We start from the raw sequence: 13,044 nt of genomic DNA on the forward strand, positions 1-13,044 counted from the left end.
TTACTCCTTGGCCGCCAGGTCCACATCACGGTTGGTGCGATCCACGGGCCGGACTTGCTGCCCTTCGCGCAATACATGGCCACCGGCGGCCACTACCCAGTCGTCGGCCCGCAGGCCTTCGAGCACCGGCACGCTGTCGGCGCCATAGGGCCCCAGGCGCACCACGGCGCGCTCCAGCCGGCTGTCCTTGTTGACACGCCAGACATAGGCCTGGCCCTGCTCGGCGGTGACGGCCGACAGCGGCACCGACAGCGGCGCCTGTTCGGCATGGGCGATGAACACCCGCGCGCTCTGGCCCAGCTCTGCCGGTGCGCTGGCCGAGGTGAAGGCAATCCGCGCGGCGAAGGTGCGTGAACGCGGATCGGCCGCCGGAGACAACTCGCGAATACGCCCTTCATAGCGCGCATTGGGGTGCGACCACAGCTCCACGCTGACCGTTTGCCCCACGGCAAAACGGGCGAACTGCTGCTCCGGCAGGCCGATGAGCACTTCACGCTCGCCGTCGGCGGCCAAGGTGAAGACTGTTTGCCCGGCGGCCACCACCTGGCCCACCTCGACCTGGCGCTTGGCGATCACGCCAGCCTGGGGAGCGCGCAACACCGCGTATTCAGCCTGGTTGCCGGCCACGTCGAATTCGGCCTTGGCCTGTTTCAGTCGGGCCAGGCCGGCGCGGTAGAGGTTCTCGGCGTTGTCGAACTGGGAACGGCTGACCATCTGCTTCTCTAGCAACTTCTGATAGCGGTCGCGCTCGGTCCGCACCAGGGCCAGGTTGGCCTGGGCGGCGGCAAGCTGGGCGCGGTTGGCCTCCAGTTGCAGGCGCACATCCTGAGGGTCGAGTTCTGCCAGGGGCTGGTCCGCCTTGACCCGCTGCCCTTCCTCCACCAGGCGCTTGGTGACCTTGCCGCCGATCCGGAAGGCCAGCTCCGGTTCGAAGCGGGCCCGCACCTCGCCTGGGTAGCTGTCGGCCGACGCGCCGGCCGGCTGGGGCTGGACCACCAGCGCCGGACGAGGCGCCGCGGGTGCCGCGGTTTCCTGCCCGCAGGCGGACAGCAGCAGGGCCAAGGCGACAGGCAAAACGATGGGCAAGGCATGACGCAACATGATGGAAATCCTTTCGGGGGCAGCGCCTGGAATATTTATACTGGCGAGTATATTAAGTCAGCTGATCGGCCCGGGGAAGCGGGCAGATGCGAGAAAAACGTTCGCCCAGCACACGCCCATCGCCGTCATACCCGGTAAGATGGAGGCCTTTTTCAACCAGATTCGGATCCCCATGTCCCACGACGCCCCCATAGGCCCGGGCCGGCCCAAGGACCTGGCCAAACGCGAGGCCATCCTCGAAGCCGCCAAGACGCTGTTCCTCAGCCTTGGCTATGCCAACACCAGCATGGATGCGGTCGCTGCGGCGGCAGGTGTTTCAAAGCTCACGGTCTACAGCCATTTCACCGACAAACAGACGCTGTTCGGCTCGGCGGTCATGGCGACTTGCCAGGCGCAACTGCCGGACCTGATCTTCGAACTCCCCGAGGGGGTACCGCTGGAGCAGGTGCTGCTGAACATCGCTCGCGGTTTCCATGCATTGATCAGCAGTGACGAGTCGGTGAGGTTGAGCCGGTTGATCATTGCCCTGGGGAACCAGGACCCTGGGTTCGGGGAGTACTTCTGGGAAGCGGGGCCGAAACGGGTGCTCGGGGGCATGGAGTCGCTGCTGCGGTGTGTGGCGCAGCGAGGGCTTCTGGCGATCGACAACCCGTTGCGGGCGGCGGAGCACTTCTTCTGCCTGGTGAAGGGGGCGCCGGATTATCGGTTGCTGCTGGGGTGTGCACCGGCATTGGTGGGGGATGAGGCCGAGGCGCATGTGCGAGAGGTGGTTGGTTTGTTCATGCGGGCGTATCGGGTTTAGGCGCTTTTTTGAATGTAGGTCTCGAGTAAGTGACACCCTCCTCCCGCTCAGGCACCTTTCCGCCCACGCGACAAAACGCTGGCCCTGCATCCGGCCCCGGCATCGCGCTCGACGGTGTCGAAAAATCATATTGATTGGTTGGCTTTTCTGGCCTAATCGCGGGACAAGCCCGCTCCCACAGGGAGACCGCGCCCTCCTGTAGGAGCGGGCTTGTCCCGCGATTGGCCCAACAGCCCACCGCCAATCCCATTGAATAAACAACGCCAGCCCAGGCGCCACCCAGCACCAAAGCGACCACTCACCCGCCAGTCTTGAGCGCCTTCTTGGGGTAGATGTCATACCGACTCGACTTCCCCTCCAGACTGTGGCTTGGCTTGGGCCCCTCGATCATCGGTGCCTTGCGCGGCCGCTTGACCACCACCCGGTGCGAAGCCAACGCCAGGGCCGCCTCGAGCAATGCCGGCGCATCGAGGTCATCGCCCACCAAGGGCCGAAACACCCGCATTTCCTTCTTCACCAACGCACTCTTGTCCCGATGCGGGAACATCGGATCGAGGTAGATCACCTGCGGCGCCTCGCCCTCCCAACTGCGCATGCGCTCGATCGCGTTGCCCGTCAGCAAGCGCATGCGCGCCACGATCGCGCCGACCTCCTCATCGCCGCGCGCCCGCGCCAGGCCATCCTCGAGCAAGGCGGCAATCAACGGCTGGCGTTCGATCAAGGTCATCTGGCAGCCCAGGCTGGCCAGGACGAACGCATCCTTGCCCAGCCCCGCCGTGGCATCGAGCACCTGCGGCCGCACGCCCTGGGCGATGCCCACCGCCTTGGCGATCATCTGCCCATTGCCGCCGCCATAGAGCCGCCGATGGGCCGCCTGCCCCTCGACGAAATCCACCCGCACCGGCCCCGGTGCCTGTGGCCCCAATTGCTGGATCTGCAATCCCTCGGCCCCTACCTGCACGGCGAAGCCGGCAGCGTCGTCCACCAGTGGCAAGCCCAAGCGCTCGGCCCACGCCACCGCCTGGGCCTGAAATTCGGCCGACAACGCCTCGACCCTGATACCCGCGCCCTGCTCTAGCTCTACCATCCGTTCCCGCACTCGAAAAATTAATGAAATCCCGGCCACCGCCGATACACGCAGTATCCGCTATTCTGCCAGAGCACAACGCGCGCGACTGCCATGTCAGATACTCTTCCCATCGGCTTGACCTACCTGTCGCCTGTCGACCATTTCGGTCGGCAGAACACCCAGGCACTCGGGGGCGTCAGCCACCTGTGGCAGGACTTCTTCGCCCACGCATTGGCCGAACAGCAGGCCCCGGAGCCCGACCCGGTCAGCCAGGCCATCGAGCAGCAGGTCGACCAACACAGCGGCGAGCCACTGGGCGGTGCGCAAGCTCTGGCGAAGATTCGCCTGCAGCGCGCTTGCGACATCCATGACAGCGAGATCTCCCCGCCCGAGCCGCTGTTCCTGCCCAAGGCCGAGTTCGAGATGGAGCTGCTGGAAAATGCCCCCGAACCCTTCAGCGCCGCCGAACTCATCGAACAACAACGCCAGCTCGACCTGAACAACAGCTGGTTGCGCCCGGTGGTCATGAGCCAAGGCCAACCGCTACCCGAGCCAGGCCCGGCACCGTCGCCGCGCCCACTGTTCCTGCCGATCGCCGAGTTCGAGATGGACCTGCTGGACAACGCCCCCGAACCCTACGACGAGCCCACCCTGGCCCAGCAACAGAACGACCTGGAATTCGACCTCCACTGGGCCCGCCCGGTGGTGTTGAACAACGTGCGCGTACACGCCTGATCAGCGACAGACCTGCCAGAAGCCCATGTCCAGGTGAAAGTGGTTGCGATGGGCCGCGTTGTAGTCCGGCCCCAGCACGGTGCTGAAACTGCCGCACGCCGCCTCATGGACCTGACGCAGGAACTCGGCTTCCCGCCCCTGCCCCTGCCAGTCCCGCGCCAGCACGATGCGCCCGCCATCCTGGAGGCGAAAGCCGCTGATATCCAGGGCATTGGCCGTGGCATGCTGGCTCAGCCGCCCCTGCTTGCGGTGATAGACATTGCGACAAGCAAAGCTGCCCAGGTGCTCGACCTGCGCCACCGGTTGGCCGAACACCCGCCGTGCCGCCGGCTGCACGCCATGGGTTTCGAACAATGCGTAGGCCACCGCCAGCGGGCACGACGCCAGGAAACTGCTGCCCAGGCGCGCCAGGCCACCTTCGATGCGCCAGACGTTCCGCAACGGGCATGCCGCCGTCGACGGGCTGTCGGCCTGCGCCCGGTAGCGCAGGGATGAGGTCTGCAACGCCTGGCGGCACAGGCCTGCATCGGTGCGCAGGCGCGACAGCTTGTATGGGGTGAGCAGGTTCGGTGGCTGGCGTACATCCAGCACCGCCCAGGGGTTCCAGGCCGACGGCGGTCGCCAGCCCAGTTGCCAGGCAAAGCCCGCCAGCATCAGCAGGCCGACGGCCAGCACCGACAACAGGCGCATTCAGCGCCGGAACAGGTCGTTGAGGTCGGCGAACGGCATGGCCTGTTCGCCATAACCGAACGTGCCCTCGTCACGGATCTCCAGCGCCGCTCGGCGGAACGCGCCCAATGCCGCCCGTGCCAGGGAAGAACCGACGCTGATGCGCTTCACACCCAAATCCTGCAACTGGTTGACGCTCAACGCCACGCCCGCCATCCCCATCAATACATTGACCGGCTTGGGCGCCACGGCCTGCACCACCGCACGGATCTCGTCGACGCTGCGCAAGCCCGGGGCATACAGCACATCGGCACCGGCCTCGGCATAGGCCTGCAGGCGGCGGATGGTGTCATCCAGGTCCAGGCGGCCGTGCAGCAGGTTCTCGGCCCGGGCGCAGAGGGTGAAGGGAAATGGCAGCTCACGGGCAGCCTGCACCGCTGCACGGACACGCTCCACCGACAGGCCGAAGTCATAGATCGGTGCATCGGCCTGGCCGCTGGCATCTTCGATCGAACCGCCCACCAACCCGACCCCGGCGGCCTGTCGGATCGTCTCGGCACAGTCCTGGGGCAAGTCGCCAAAACCGTTTTCCAGATCGGCCGCCACCGGCAAAGGCGTGGCATCAACGATTGCCCGTGCATTACCGAGCGTCTGCTCGAGGTCCAAGGCCCCTTCTGCATCAGGCCGCCCCAGGCTGAAGGCAAGGCCGGCGCTGGTAGTCGCCAGCGCCTCGAACCCAAGGCTGGCCAGCAACTTCGCAGACCCGGCATCCCACGGGTTGGGAATGACGAACGCGCCATCGCGCTCGTGCAGGGCCCTGAAGGCTTCGGCTCGCAGGGTTTGCACATCCATGGTCATGACCTCCGGCAGCGTGTTGGGGATGGCTCAGAGTAGTCCTAGTTGTTCGACCTCGGGGGCGCGGGGCAATTCCGGCAGCGGGGCAAGCCCAGGCAGGCGTGCCATCAGACGCTGGTGAAAGCGCTGGGCCAGGGCAGCGGCCAGCCGGTTGTCGGCCGTGTGCAAGAAGACATAGGGGCTGCGGCCTTCCTCGATCCATGTGGCCACTTTGTCTACCCAGGGCGTGAGGAAGGGTTCGTTGGCGTCCAGGTGCGGATGCCCGATGAAACGCACCTGGGGATGCTGGCTGAAAGCAGCCGGACGTGGCGGTACCCGTGGTTTCTTGGCCTGGGCGTCCAACACGCCGGGGTCGCGCAGCGTGCAACTGAACAGGGCGCGCGGGTCCAGGCAGATACGCTCGACGCCACGCTCGCGCAGCAGCCGATTGAGCAGGCGCTCTTCCTCGCCACGGGCGAAGAATGCCTCGTTACGCACCTCGACCGCCACCGGTACGCCGATCTCATCGAGAAAATGGCACAGCTCCCCCAGACGCGTTGGGCTGAACTGCGCGGGCAACTGCAGCCAATACGGCGAAACCCGTGGGCCCAGCGGCGCCAGCAGCCGCGTGAAATCATGCGCCGAGGCCAATTGTTCGCCCAGGTGGCTTGCGTGGCTGACATCGCCCGGAAACTTGGCAGTGAAACGGAAATGCGCCGGCATCACCTGCGCCCAGCGCTCCACCGTGGCGGGTGCGGGGCGGGCATAGAAGGTGGTGTTGCCCTCAACGGCGTTGAACACCTGGCTGTACAGGCCAAGGTATTCGGCAGGACGGGCATCGGCGGGATAGAGGTAGTCGCGCCAGGCGTTGTCACTCCAGGACGGGCAACCGAGAAAATAAGGAAGAGACGATGGATTCATCCATCAAATGTACAGGTCCAGCCCCAGCACTTCCATCTCCCAGTCGGTGAAGCCGGCTGTGGCCAGGTAGCTTGCCAGGGCCGTCGCGGTGCGCCGGTCGCGGGCACGCGGGAAGACCATGTCCTGCTGGCGGGCGGGGAACCCAGCGGCGCGGCGACGGGTTCCCGGGTCCTGCGGCACCTCGACCTCATCGACCAGCTCGGCGTCCTCGATCGCTTCGTCGCGCACCGGTGCCTTACGCGCGGGGCGCTTGATCGGATAGGACTGCGAGGAGAAACCGTCGATACGCATGGACAGGGCACTCAGGATCAATGATGGCAATTTAGCAGCACCAGAGATCCGTCGCTAATGCCCGATTTGTTAACTGGACCACAGTTTGGACAAAAGGTTCGGATTTGGCCTCATCGCCGGATGAACCCATTCGTCAGAACGCCGCATTTTCCGGTGAGCCATAACCCAGCCCTTCGGGCTATGCACGCAGAACTGAATTCACCGCGATGGCAGGGTCGGCCGAATCAAGGGCGCCGCTTCTCCAAGGTCTGAACTGTTCAGCGCGCCTTGGGCGTGGCCACGTTGTCGCGCAGGTACACAGGTTGCGCCTGCTCGGCGGCAATGGCCTCACCGCGCCCCCAAGCGAAGGTGGCCAGGCTGAGGATGTCCAAAGCGTTGGGCAACGCCGAAGCGTCGCGCTCGCCCACCGGTACGGCCAGGCGCTCGGCATAGCCCCACCCGGTGCCGGCACCGAACCAGTCACCGCTGGCACCTTCGGGCAACTGTACCCGTTCCGGCGGCAGTACCGCTTCGCGCCCGAGCAGGCGCATCTCGCCCTCGCTGGCCTGGTAGCACCCCCAGTACACCTCGTCCATGCGCGCGTCGATGGCCGCGGCCACCTGCTGCACGCCACGCTCGCGCAAGGCTCCCTGGGCCAGCGCCGCCAGGTTGGACACCGGCAGCACCGGGCGCTCCAAGGCAAAGGCCAGCCCCTGCACCACGCCAATGGCGATACGCACACCGGTGAACGCGCCCGGGCCACGGCCAAAGGCAATGGCGTCGATGGCATTGAGCGCCACACCGGAATCGGCGAGCAGTTGCTTGATCATCGGCAGCAACTTCTGCGCGTGCATGCGTGGGATGACCTCGTAGTGGCTGGTCACCTTGCCGTCATGCAGCAAGGCGACGGAACAGGCTTCGGTGGCGGTATCCAGGGCCAGCAACGTGGTCATCGAACGGTATTCCAGGGCAGAGGTAAAAGAACGGCAGTATAAACGACAACGGCCCGCAAGCGGGCCGTCGTGACGCACGGTGTTGGATCAGCTCAGGGCTGCCAGCACCTTGGCGGTGATCGACTCGACCGAGCCGACACCTTCGATGTGGGCGTACTTCGGCTTGCCATTGTTTGCGGCCGACAGCTTCTGGTAGAAGTCCACCAGCGGCTTGGTCTGGCTGTGGTACACCGACAGGCGGTGGCGTACGGTCTCTTCCTTGTCGTCATCACGCTGGATCAGCGCTTCGCCGGTGACGTCGTCCTTGCCTTCCACTTTCGGCGGGTTGTGCTGGATGTGGTAGGTACGGCCCGACGCCAGGTGTACGCGGCGGCCGGCCATACGACCGACGATCTCTTCGTCGTCCACGGCGATCTCGACCACGGCGTCGATGTCGACACCGGCGGCGACCATGGCTTCAGCCTGGGGAATGGTGCGCGGGAAGCCGTCGAACAGGCAGCCGTTGGCGCAATCCGGCTGGGCGATGCGCTCCTTGACCAGGCTGATGATCAGCTCGTCGGAAACCAGCTGGCCGGCATCCATGACCTTCTTGAGTTCCAGGCCCAGCGGGGTGCCGGCCTTGACGGCAGCACGCAACATGTCACCGGTGGAGATCTGTGGAATACCGAACTTCTCGGTGATGAACTTTGCCTGAGTACCTTTACCGGCCCCGGGAGCTCCCAGCAGAATTACGCGCATCTTGTGCTCCTCATATTTTTCTATGTAAATCAACGGATTCGGCACACATGGCCAATTCCGAAAAATCGGGTGAGACCGAAAATCGGTCAAAAGGCTGCTCAAGATACACAGCGCCCGGCAACCAGACAAGCGTCCCAAAGTTGCAGGAAATCGCCATGCAGGGGCCTTTGGCGAGTCGGTTGCGCCCAGCGCAACCGGCTTGGCCAGGCCCGACCGAACGGCACATGCCACCCGGCCAAGGCCCTTCCTCTGTCACCTCAGCCGGTGTTGCGAAGGCCTGCGGCGATGCCCGCCACGGTCACCAGCAGGGCCTGCTCCAACGGGCTGTCCAGAGCGGCTTCGCGACTGCGCGAACGGGCCAGCAGCTCGGCCTGCAGGCGGTGCAGCGGGTCCAGGTAGGTGTTGCGCAGGCTGATGAACTCCAGGGTCTCGGGGCTGTGAGCCAGTAGCACCGATTGCTCGGTCAGCCCCAGCACCACCTGGCACGACTGCGACAATAGGTCGCGCAGTTGCGCACCCAATGGCAGCAGTTCCGGTTGCACCAGACGTTCGTCGTAGGCCTTGGCGATTTCCGCATCGGCCTTGGCCAGGACCATCTCCAGCATGTCGATGCGCGTGCGGAAGAAGGGCCATTGCTCGCGCATCTGTGCCAGCAGCTCGCCCTGGCCACGGGCCAGGGCATTGCCCAGCGCCGTTTCCCAGCCCAGCCAGGCCGGCAGCATCAGGCGCGTCTGGGTCCAGCCGAAGATCCACGGAATCGCACGCAGGCTCTCGATGCCGCCGGCACGTCGCTTGGCCGGGCGGCTGCCCAGGGGCAGGCGGCCCAACTCCTGCTCGGGGGTGGATTGGCGGAAGTATTCGACGAAGTCAGGGTTCTCGCGCACCACGTCGCGGTACGCCTTGACACCATCGGCCGCCAGTTGATCCATCAATGCGCGCCACGCTGGCTGCGGGGGCGGCGGTGGCAGCAGGGTGGCCTCGAGCACAGCGGCGAGGTACAGGTTGAGGTTCTGCTCGGCGATACCCGGCAGGCCGAACTTGAAGCGGATCATCTCGCCCTGTTCGGTGGTGCGGAACCGCCCGCCCACCGAGCCGGGCGGCTGCGACAGGATCGCAGCGTGGGCCGGCCCACCCCCTCGGCCGACCGTACCGCCCCGGCCATGGAACAACAGCAGTTCGACCTGGTGCTCGCGGCAGATGCGTACCAGGTTTTCCTGGGCCCGGTACTGGGCCCAGGCGGCTGCCGTGGTACCGGCATCCTTGGCGGAGTCGGAGTAGCCGATCATCACTTCCTGTGGCCCGTGCAGCCCGGCACGGTAGCCCGGCAGGCCGAGCAGACGCTCCATCACCGGCCCGGCGTTGTCCAGGTCGGCCAGGGTCTCGAACAGCGGCACCACCCGCATCGGTCGGGTCAGGCCGGCTTCTTTGAGCAACAGTTGCACCGCCAGCACGTCCGAGGCGGCACCGGCCATGGAGATGACATACGAGCCCAGCGAGGCCGCGGGCGCGGCGGCGATCTCGCGGCAGGTGACGAGTACTTCGGCGGTATCGGCCCCAGGCTGGAAATGTGCAGGCAGCAAAGGTCGCCGATTCTTCAGTTCAGCCTGAAGGAACGCGATGCGCTGCTCTTCGTCCCAGTCGGCGTAGCGCCCCAGGCCCAGGTAATCGGTTATTTCGGTCAGCGCGTCACGATGCCGGGCCGCGTCCTGGCGTACATCCAGGCGCACCAGGAACAGGCCGAAGGTCACCGCCCGGCGCAGGCAGTCGAGCAACGGGCCGTCGGCGATCACCCCCATGCCGCACTCATGCAACGACTGGTAGCACAGCTCCAGGGGCTCGATCAGCTCACGGTTGCTGGCCAATACCTCGGCTCCAGGCGCCAGCGTGCTGGTAAGGGCGGCATGGGCCCAGGCGCGCGTGGCGCGCAGGCGATCACGCAATTGCTTGAGCAGTGCACGGTAGGGTTCGGCGCTGTCGCCAACCCGTTCGCGCAGGGCCGCGCTGGCCTGTTGCATGGACAGTTCGGCGGCCAGGTAGTCGATATCGCGCAGGAACAGGTCGGCGGCCATCCAACGCGCCAGCAGCAGTACTTCACGGGTCACCGCCGCGGTCACGTTGGGGTTGCCGTCGCGGTCGCCGCCCATCCAGGAGGCGAAGCGGACCGGTGCCGCCTCCAGCGGCAGCCGTAGCCCGGTAGCGTCGAACAGCGCCGTGTCGACCTTGCGCAGGTGGTTGGGGATCGCCTGCCACAGGGAATGCTCGATCACCGCGAAGCCCCACTTGGCTTCGTCCACAGGCGTCGGCCGGGTGCGGCGGATTTCCTCGGTGTGCCAGGCCTCGGCGATCAACCGGCGCAGGCGCTCGCGAACCTGCTGGCGTTCGGCGAGGGTCAGGTCACGATGGTCCTGCACCGCCAGTTGCCCGGCGATGGCGTCGTATTTCTGGATCAGGGTCCGGCGCGTCACCTCGGTGGGATGGGCGGTGAGCACCAGCTGGATATCCAGCTTGGCCAGTTGCCTGGCCAGGGCATCATCGCTGTGCCCGGCCTGTTTCAGGCGCGCCAGCAGCTCCGGCAATACCCGCGCCTCGAAGGGCTCGGGTTGGCCAGCGTCGCGGCGGCGGATCAACTGGTACTGCTCGGCGATATTGGCCAGGTTGAGGAACTGGTTGAACGCCCGCGCCACCGGCAGCAAGTCATCGTCGGCCAGGTCGCCCAACGTCGAGCTCAGTTGCTCGGCGGCGCCACGGCGGTCGGCCTTGGCGCTGTGGCGAATGTCCTCGATCTTCTGCAGGAACGCCTCGCCATGCTGCTGGCGTATGGTCTCCCCCAGCAGCTCCCCCAACAGATGGACATCCTCACGCAAGCGTACATCGATATCGGTCATCGGCCCTCTCTCCGGCGCGGCTCGCCCGCGCTCCCGCTCAGGAAGGGAACAGTACTGGCACAGCCGGCCCGCCATGGCAAGCCGCAGCCTGGCAAAGCGACTAAAGTGAAAGGAGTCATCCGTGGCCAGAGGTCGTCATGAAAATCCGCGAGCTTGTCCAACAATGGGAACAGAACGCCAAGGGGCATTTGAGCCCTACCGGCCATGTGCTGCACCTGGACCTGGAGTCCGAAGCGCGCCTGGCTGCCTTGATCGACATGTACCCCAAGCGCACCGCCGAAGAACTGCTCGGTGAGCTGGTCGGCGCAGCCCTCGAAGAGTTGGAGGCCAGCTTTCCCTATGTCCAGGGGCAGCAGGTGATCGCCACCGATGAAGAGGGTGACCCGTTGTACGAAGATATCGGCCCTACCCCGCGTTTCCTGGCGCTTTCTCGCCACCACCTGCATAGCCTCGGCAGCACCGGCGACGACACCTCCAAGTGAGTCTGGGCGAGCGCCCCCAGGGCGCTCGCAGTTTGTCCCAGAGACTCCCATCAGCGGCGAAAACGCTGACTGATCAGTCAGAAAAACTTGCCTATCGAGGGCAATTTTTTCTGAACTATCTGAAAAACGCCTCAGTCACAGCCAATAGCCATCACGCTAAAACCCTGCACACATGCCGTTGTGCACTGTTCAGCCGAAGTGCGCGCATCTGCCAGGGAGAAGCGATGGACTGCTACGGACATTGTCGTCAACAGGAGTGAACCAATGGAGCTGACCACCATGAAGACCCGCACATCGCACGACTCATCCTACCCTGGGCGCGGGCTCAAGCTGGCCGCACTGGCCCTGGGCAGCAGCCTGGTCCTGGCCGGTTGCGCTGGCAACCCGCCCACCGAGCAGTACGCCGTTACCCAATCCGCGGTCAACTCCGCGGTCAGTGCCGGCGGCACCGAATTCGCCGCAGTGGAAATGAAGGCCGCCCAGGACAAGTTCAAGCAGGCCGAAATCGCCATGCATGACAAGAAGTATGACGAAGCCAAGCGCCTGGCCGAACAGGCCGAGTGGGACGCGCGCGTGGCCGAGCGCAAGGCGCAGGCCGCCAAGGCGCAAAAGGCCGTGCAGGACGCTCGCCAGGGTGTCCAGGACCTGCGTGAGGAAGGCATGCGCAGCGCCGAATGAGCGCAGCCCAGCCTTTTCTTGAGCCTTCGCCACTTTTCAAAGGATGAACACTATGCGTAATCACGTCATGATCCCCGCTCTGCTGGCCCTGAGCGTAGGCCTGGCCGCCTGCTCCCACGACCCGAACCCGAACCTTGAGTCGGCGCGTACCAATTTCTCGGCCCTGCAGAGCGACCCGCAAGCCAGCAAGCTGGCGGCTCTCGAGACCAAGGATGCCCAGGACTGGCTGAACAAGGCCGACAAGGCATTCATGGACCGCGAGGACGACAAGAAGGTCGACCAGTTGGCCTACCTGACCAACCAGCGCGTCGAGGTGGCCAAGCAGACCATCGCCCTGCGCTCGGCCGAGAACGAACTGAAAAACGCCTCCGCCCAGCGCGCCCAGGCCCGCCTGGATGCCCGCGACGCACAGATCCGCACGCTGCAGGAGAGCCTCAACGCCAAGCAGACCGACCGAGGCACGTTGGTGACCTTCGGCGACGTGCTGTTCGACTTCAACAAGTCCGAGCTCAAGAGCAGCGCCTTCCCCAACATCACCAAGCTCGCCCAGTTCCTCCAGGAGAACCCTGAGCGCAAGGTGATCGTCGAGGGCTATACCGACAGCGTGGGCTCGGCCACCTACAACCAGGCCTTGTCCGAACGCCGCGCCAACAGCGTGCGCATGGCCCTGGTGCGTGCCGGGGTCGACCCGACCCGCATCGTCGCCCAAGGCTACGGCAAGGAATACCCGGTGGCCGACAACAGCAGCAACTCCGGTCGCGCCCAGAACCGCCGCGTGGAGGTGACCATCTCCAACGACAACCAACCGGTGCAACCGCGTTCGGTGAGCCAGGCGCGATAGGGCCTGGGTCTTGAACAGGGCTGCTTTGCAGCCCATCGCGGGACAAGCCCGCTCCTACAGGGTTCT

14 protein-coding genes are annotated in these 13,044 nt (G+C 65.4%); 5 read left to right on the forward strand and 9 right to left on the reverse strand.

The window, feature by feature from the left end; genetic code table 11:
• On the reverse strand, nucleotides 1–1,101 hold the full coding sequence (locus tag ACXHGZ_RS16090; protein ID WP_324814538.1) for an efflux RND transporter periplasmic adaptor subunit: 1,101 nt from the start codon (nucleotides 1,099–1,101) through the stop codon (nucleotides 1–3).
• A 172-nt stretch (nucleotides 1,102–1,273) separates the two neighbouring features.
• On the opposite strand from ACXHGZ_RS16090, the gene ACXHGZ_RS16095 reads away from it, so the two are divergent.
• Entirely contained in the window at nucleotides 1,274–1,903 is a 630-nt protein-coding gene (locus ACXHGZ_RS16095; RefSeq protein WP_172402940.1) for a TetR/AcrR family transcriptional regulator, read from the forward strand.
• Nucleotides 1,904–2,201: 298 nt separating this feature from the next.
• Here ACXHGZ_RS16095 and ACXHGZ_RS16100 read toward each other — a convergent pair whose 3' ends face one another.
• Entirely contained in the window at nucleotides 2,202–2,990 is a 789-nt protein-coding gene (locus ACXHGZ_RS16100) for a class I SAM-dependent methyltransferase (protein WP_480460570.1), read from the reverse strand.
• 93 nt (nucleotides 2,991–3,083) lie between these two features.
• Between ACXHGZ_RS16100 and ACXHGZ_RS16105 the strand changes: the two genes are divergently transcribed.
• A complete protein-coding gene (locus ACXHGZ_RS16105) occupies nucleotides 3,084–3,707 on the forward strand; it encodes an energy transducer TonB (RefSeq protein ID WP_480460571.1) in 624 nt (207 codons plus the stop codon).
• Here ACXHGZ_RS16105 and ACXHGZ_RS16110 read toward each other — a convergent pair whose 3' ends face one another.
• The 7 genes from ACXHGZ_RS16110 to ppc form a co-directional block, all read right to left on the reverse strand.
• A complete protein-coding gene (locus ACXHGZ_RS16110; RefSeq protein ID WP_480460572.1) occupies nucleotides 3,708–4,397 on the reverse strand; it encodes an extensin-like domain-containing protein in 690 nt (229 codons plus the stop codon).
• Entirely contained in the window at nucleotides 4,398–5,228 is an 831-nt protein-coding gene (locus ACXHGZ_RS16115; protein ID WP_480460573.1) for an isocitrate lyase/PEP mutase family protein, read from the reverse strand.
• A 33-nt stretch (nucleotides 5,229–5,261) separates the two neighbouring features.
• The gene (locus ACXHGZ_RS16120; RefSeq protein WP_480460574.1) at nucleotides 5,262–6,131 is read right to left on the reverse strand and encodes a DUF72 domain-containing protein; all 870 of its coding nucleotides are present in this window, start codon (nucleotides 6,129–6,131) and stop codon (nucleotides 5,262–5,264) included.
• A 3-nt stretch (nucleotides 6,132–6,134) separates the two neighbouring features.
• A complete protein-coding gene (locus tag ACXHGZ_RS16125; protein WP_084856845.1) occupies nucleotides 6,135–6,422 on the reverse strand; it encodes a hypothetical protein in 288 nt (95 codons plus the stop codon).
• A gap of 257 nt (nucleotides 6,423–6,679) precedes the next feature.
• The gene (gene tsaB, locus ACXHGZ_RS16130) at nucleotides 6,680–7,354 is read right to left on the reverse strand and encodes a tRNA (adenosine(37)-N6)-threonylcarbamoyltransferase complex dimerization subunit type 1 TsaB (RefSeq protein ID WP_084856820.1); all 675 of its coding nucleotides are present in this window, start codon (nucleotides 7,352–7,354) and stop codon (nucleotides 6,680–6,682) included.
• Nucleotides 7,355–7,441: 87 nt separating this feature from the next.
• The gene (gene adk, locus ACXHGZ_RS16135; RefSeq protein ID WP_084856818.1) at nucleotides 7,442–8,092 is read right to left on the reverse strand and encodes an adenylate kinase; all 651 of its coding nucleotides are present in this window, start codon (nucleotides 8,090–8,092) and stop codon (nucleotides 7,442–7,444) included.
• Nucleotides 8,093–8,349: 257 nt separating this feature from the next.
• Nucleotides 8,350–10,977 (reverse strand): phosphoenolpyruvate carboxylase, encoded by a 2,628-nt coding sequence (gene ppc / locus ACXHGZ_RS16140; protein ID WP_480460575.1) that lies wholly within the window; start codon nucleotides 10,975–10,977, stop codon nucleotides 8,350–8,352.
• Nucleotides 10,978–11,114: 137 nt separating this feature from the next.
• Between ppc and ACXHGZ_RS16145 the strand changes: the two genes are divergently transcribed.
• The 3 genes from ACXHGZ_RS16145 to lptF all read left to right on the forward strand — a co-directional run bounded on the left by ACXHGZ_RS16145 (nucleotide 11,115) and on the right by lptF (nucleotide 12,978).
• Nucleotides 11,115–11,459: a pilin assembly protein gene (locus tag ACXHGZ_RS16145; RefSeq protein WP_480460576.1), complete on the forward strand. Its 345-nt coding sequence runs from the start codon at nucleotides 11,115–11,117 to the stop codon at nucleotides 11,457–11,459.
• A gap of 264 nt (nucleotides 11,460–11,723) precedes the next feature.
• Complete coding sequence (locus ACXHGZ_RS16150; RefSeq protein ID WP_480460577.1) at nucleotides 11,724–12,137, forward strand: DUF4398 domain-containing protein; 414 nt, start codon at nucleotides 11,724–11,726, stop codon at nucleotides 12,135–12,137.
• 52 nt (nucleotides 12,138–12,189) lie between these two features.
• Entirely contained in the window at nucleotides 12,190–12,978 is a 789-nt protein-coding gene (gene lptF, locus ACXHGZ_RS16155) for a lipotoxin F family OmpA-related lipoprotein LptF (protein WP_480460578.1), read from the forward strand.
• Nucleotides 12,979–13,044: the final 66 nt, after the last annotated feature.

Source organism: Pseudomonas shiyinii (assembly GCF_056725765.1).

What these genes read in the sequence shown, in the direction of transcription:
- ACXHGZ_RS16120 (WP_480460574.1), bottom strand. Translation starts at nt 6,131, where the DNA reads ATGAATCCATCGTCTCTTCCTTATTTTCTCGGTTGCCCGTCCTGGAGT.
- ACXHGZ_RS16110 (WP_480460572.1), bottom strand. Translation starts at nt 4,397, where the DNA reads ATGCGCCTGTTGTCGGTGCTGGCCGTCGGCCTGCTGATGCTGGCGGGC.
- ACXHGZ_RS16100 (WP_480460570.1), bottom strand. Translation starts at nt 2,990, where the DNA reads ATGGTAGAGCTAGAGCAGGGCGCGGGTATCAGGGTCGAGGCGTTGTCG.
- ACXHGZ_RS16105 (WP_480460571.1), top strand. Translation starts at nt 3,084, where the DNA reads ATGTCAGATACTCTTCCCATCGGCTTGACCTACCTGTCGCCTGTCGAC.
- tsaB (WP_084856820.1), bottom strand. Translation starts at nt 7,354, where the DNA reads ATGACCACGTTGCTGGCCCTGGATACCGCCACCGAAGCCTGTTCCGTC.
- ACXHGZ_RS16095 (WP_172402940.1), top strand. Translation starts at nt 1,274, where the DNA reads ATGTCCCACGACGCCCCCATAGGCCCGGGCCGGCCCAAGGACCTGGCC.
- adk (WP_084856818.1), bottom strand. Translation starts at nt 8,092, where the DNA reads ATGCGCGTAATTCTGCTGGGAGCTCCCGGGGCCGGTAAAGGTACTCAG.
- ACXHGZ_RS16090 (WP_324814538.1), bottom strand. Translation starts at nt 1,101, where the DNA reads ATGTTGCGTCATGCCTTGCCCATCGTTTTGCCTGTCGCCTTGGCCCTG.
- ACXHGZ_RS16125 (WP_084856845.1), bottom strand. Translation starts at nt 6,422, where the DNA reads ATGCGTATCGACGGTTTCTCCTCGCAGTCCTATCCGATCAAGCGCCCC.
- ACXHGZ_RS16145 (WP_480460576.1), top strand. Translation starts at nt 11,115, where the DNA reads ATGAAAATCCGCGAGCTTGTCCAACAATGGGAACAGAACGCCAAGGGG.
- ACXHGZ_RS16115 (WP_480460573.1), bottom strand. Translation starts at nt 5,228, where the DNA reads ATGGATGTGCAAACCCTGCGAGCCGAAGCCTTCAGGGCCCTGCACGAG.
- ppc (WP_480460575.1), bottom strand. Translation starts at nt 10,977, where the DNA reads ATGACCGATATCGATGTACGCTTGCGTGAGGATGTCCATCTGTTGGGG.
- ACXHGZ_RS16150 (WP_480460577.1), top strand. Translation starts at nt 11,724, where the DNA reads ATGGAGCTGACCACCATGAAGACCCGCACATCGCACGACTCATCCTAC.
- lptF (WP_480460578.1), top strand. Translation starts at nt 12,190, where the DNA reads ATGCGTAATCACGTCATGATCCCCGCTCTGCTGGCCCTGAGCGTAGGC.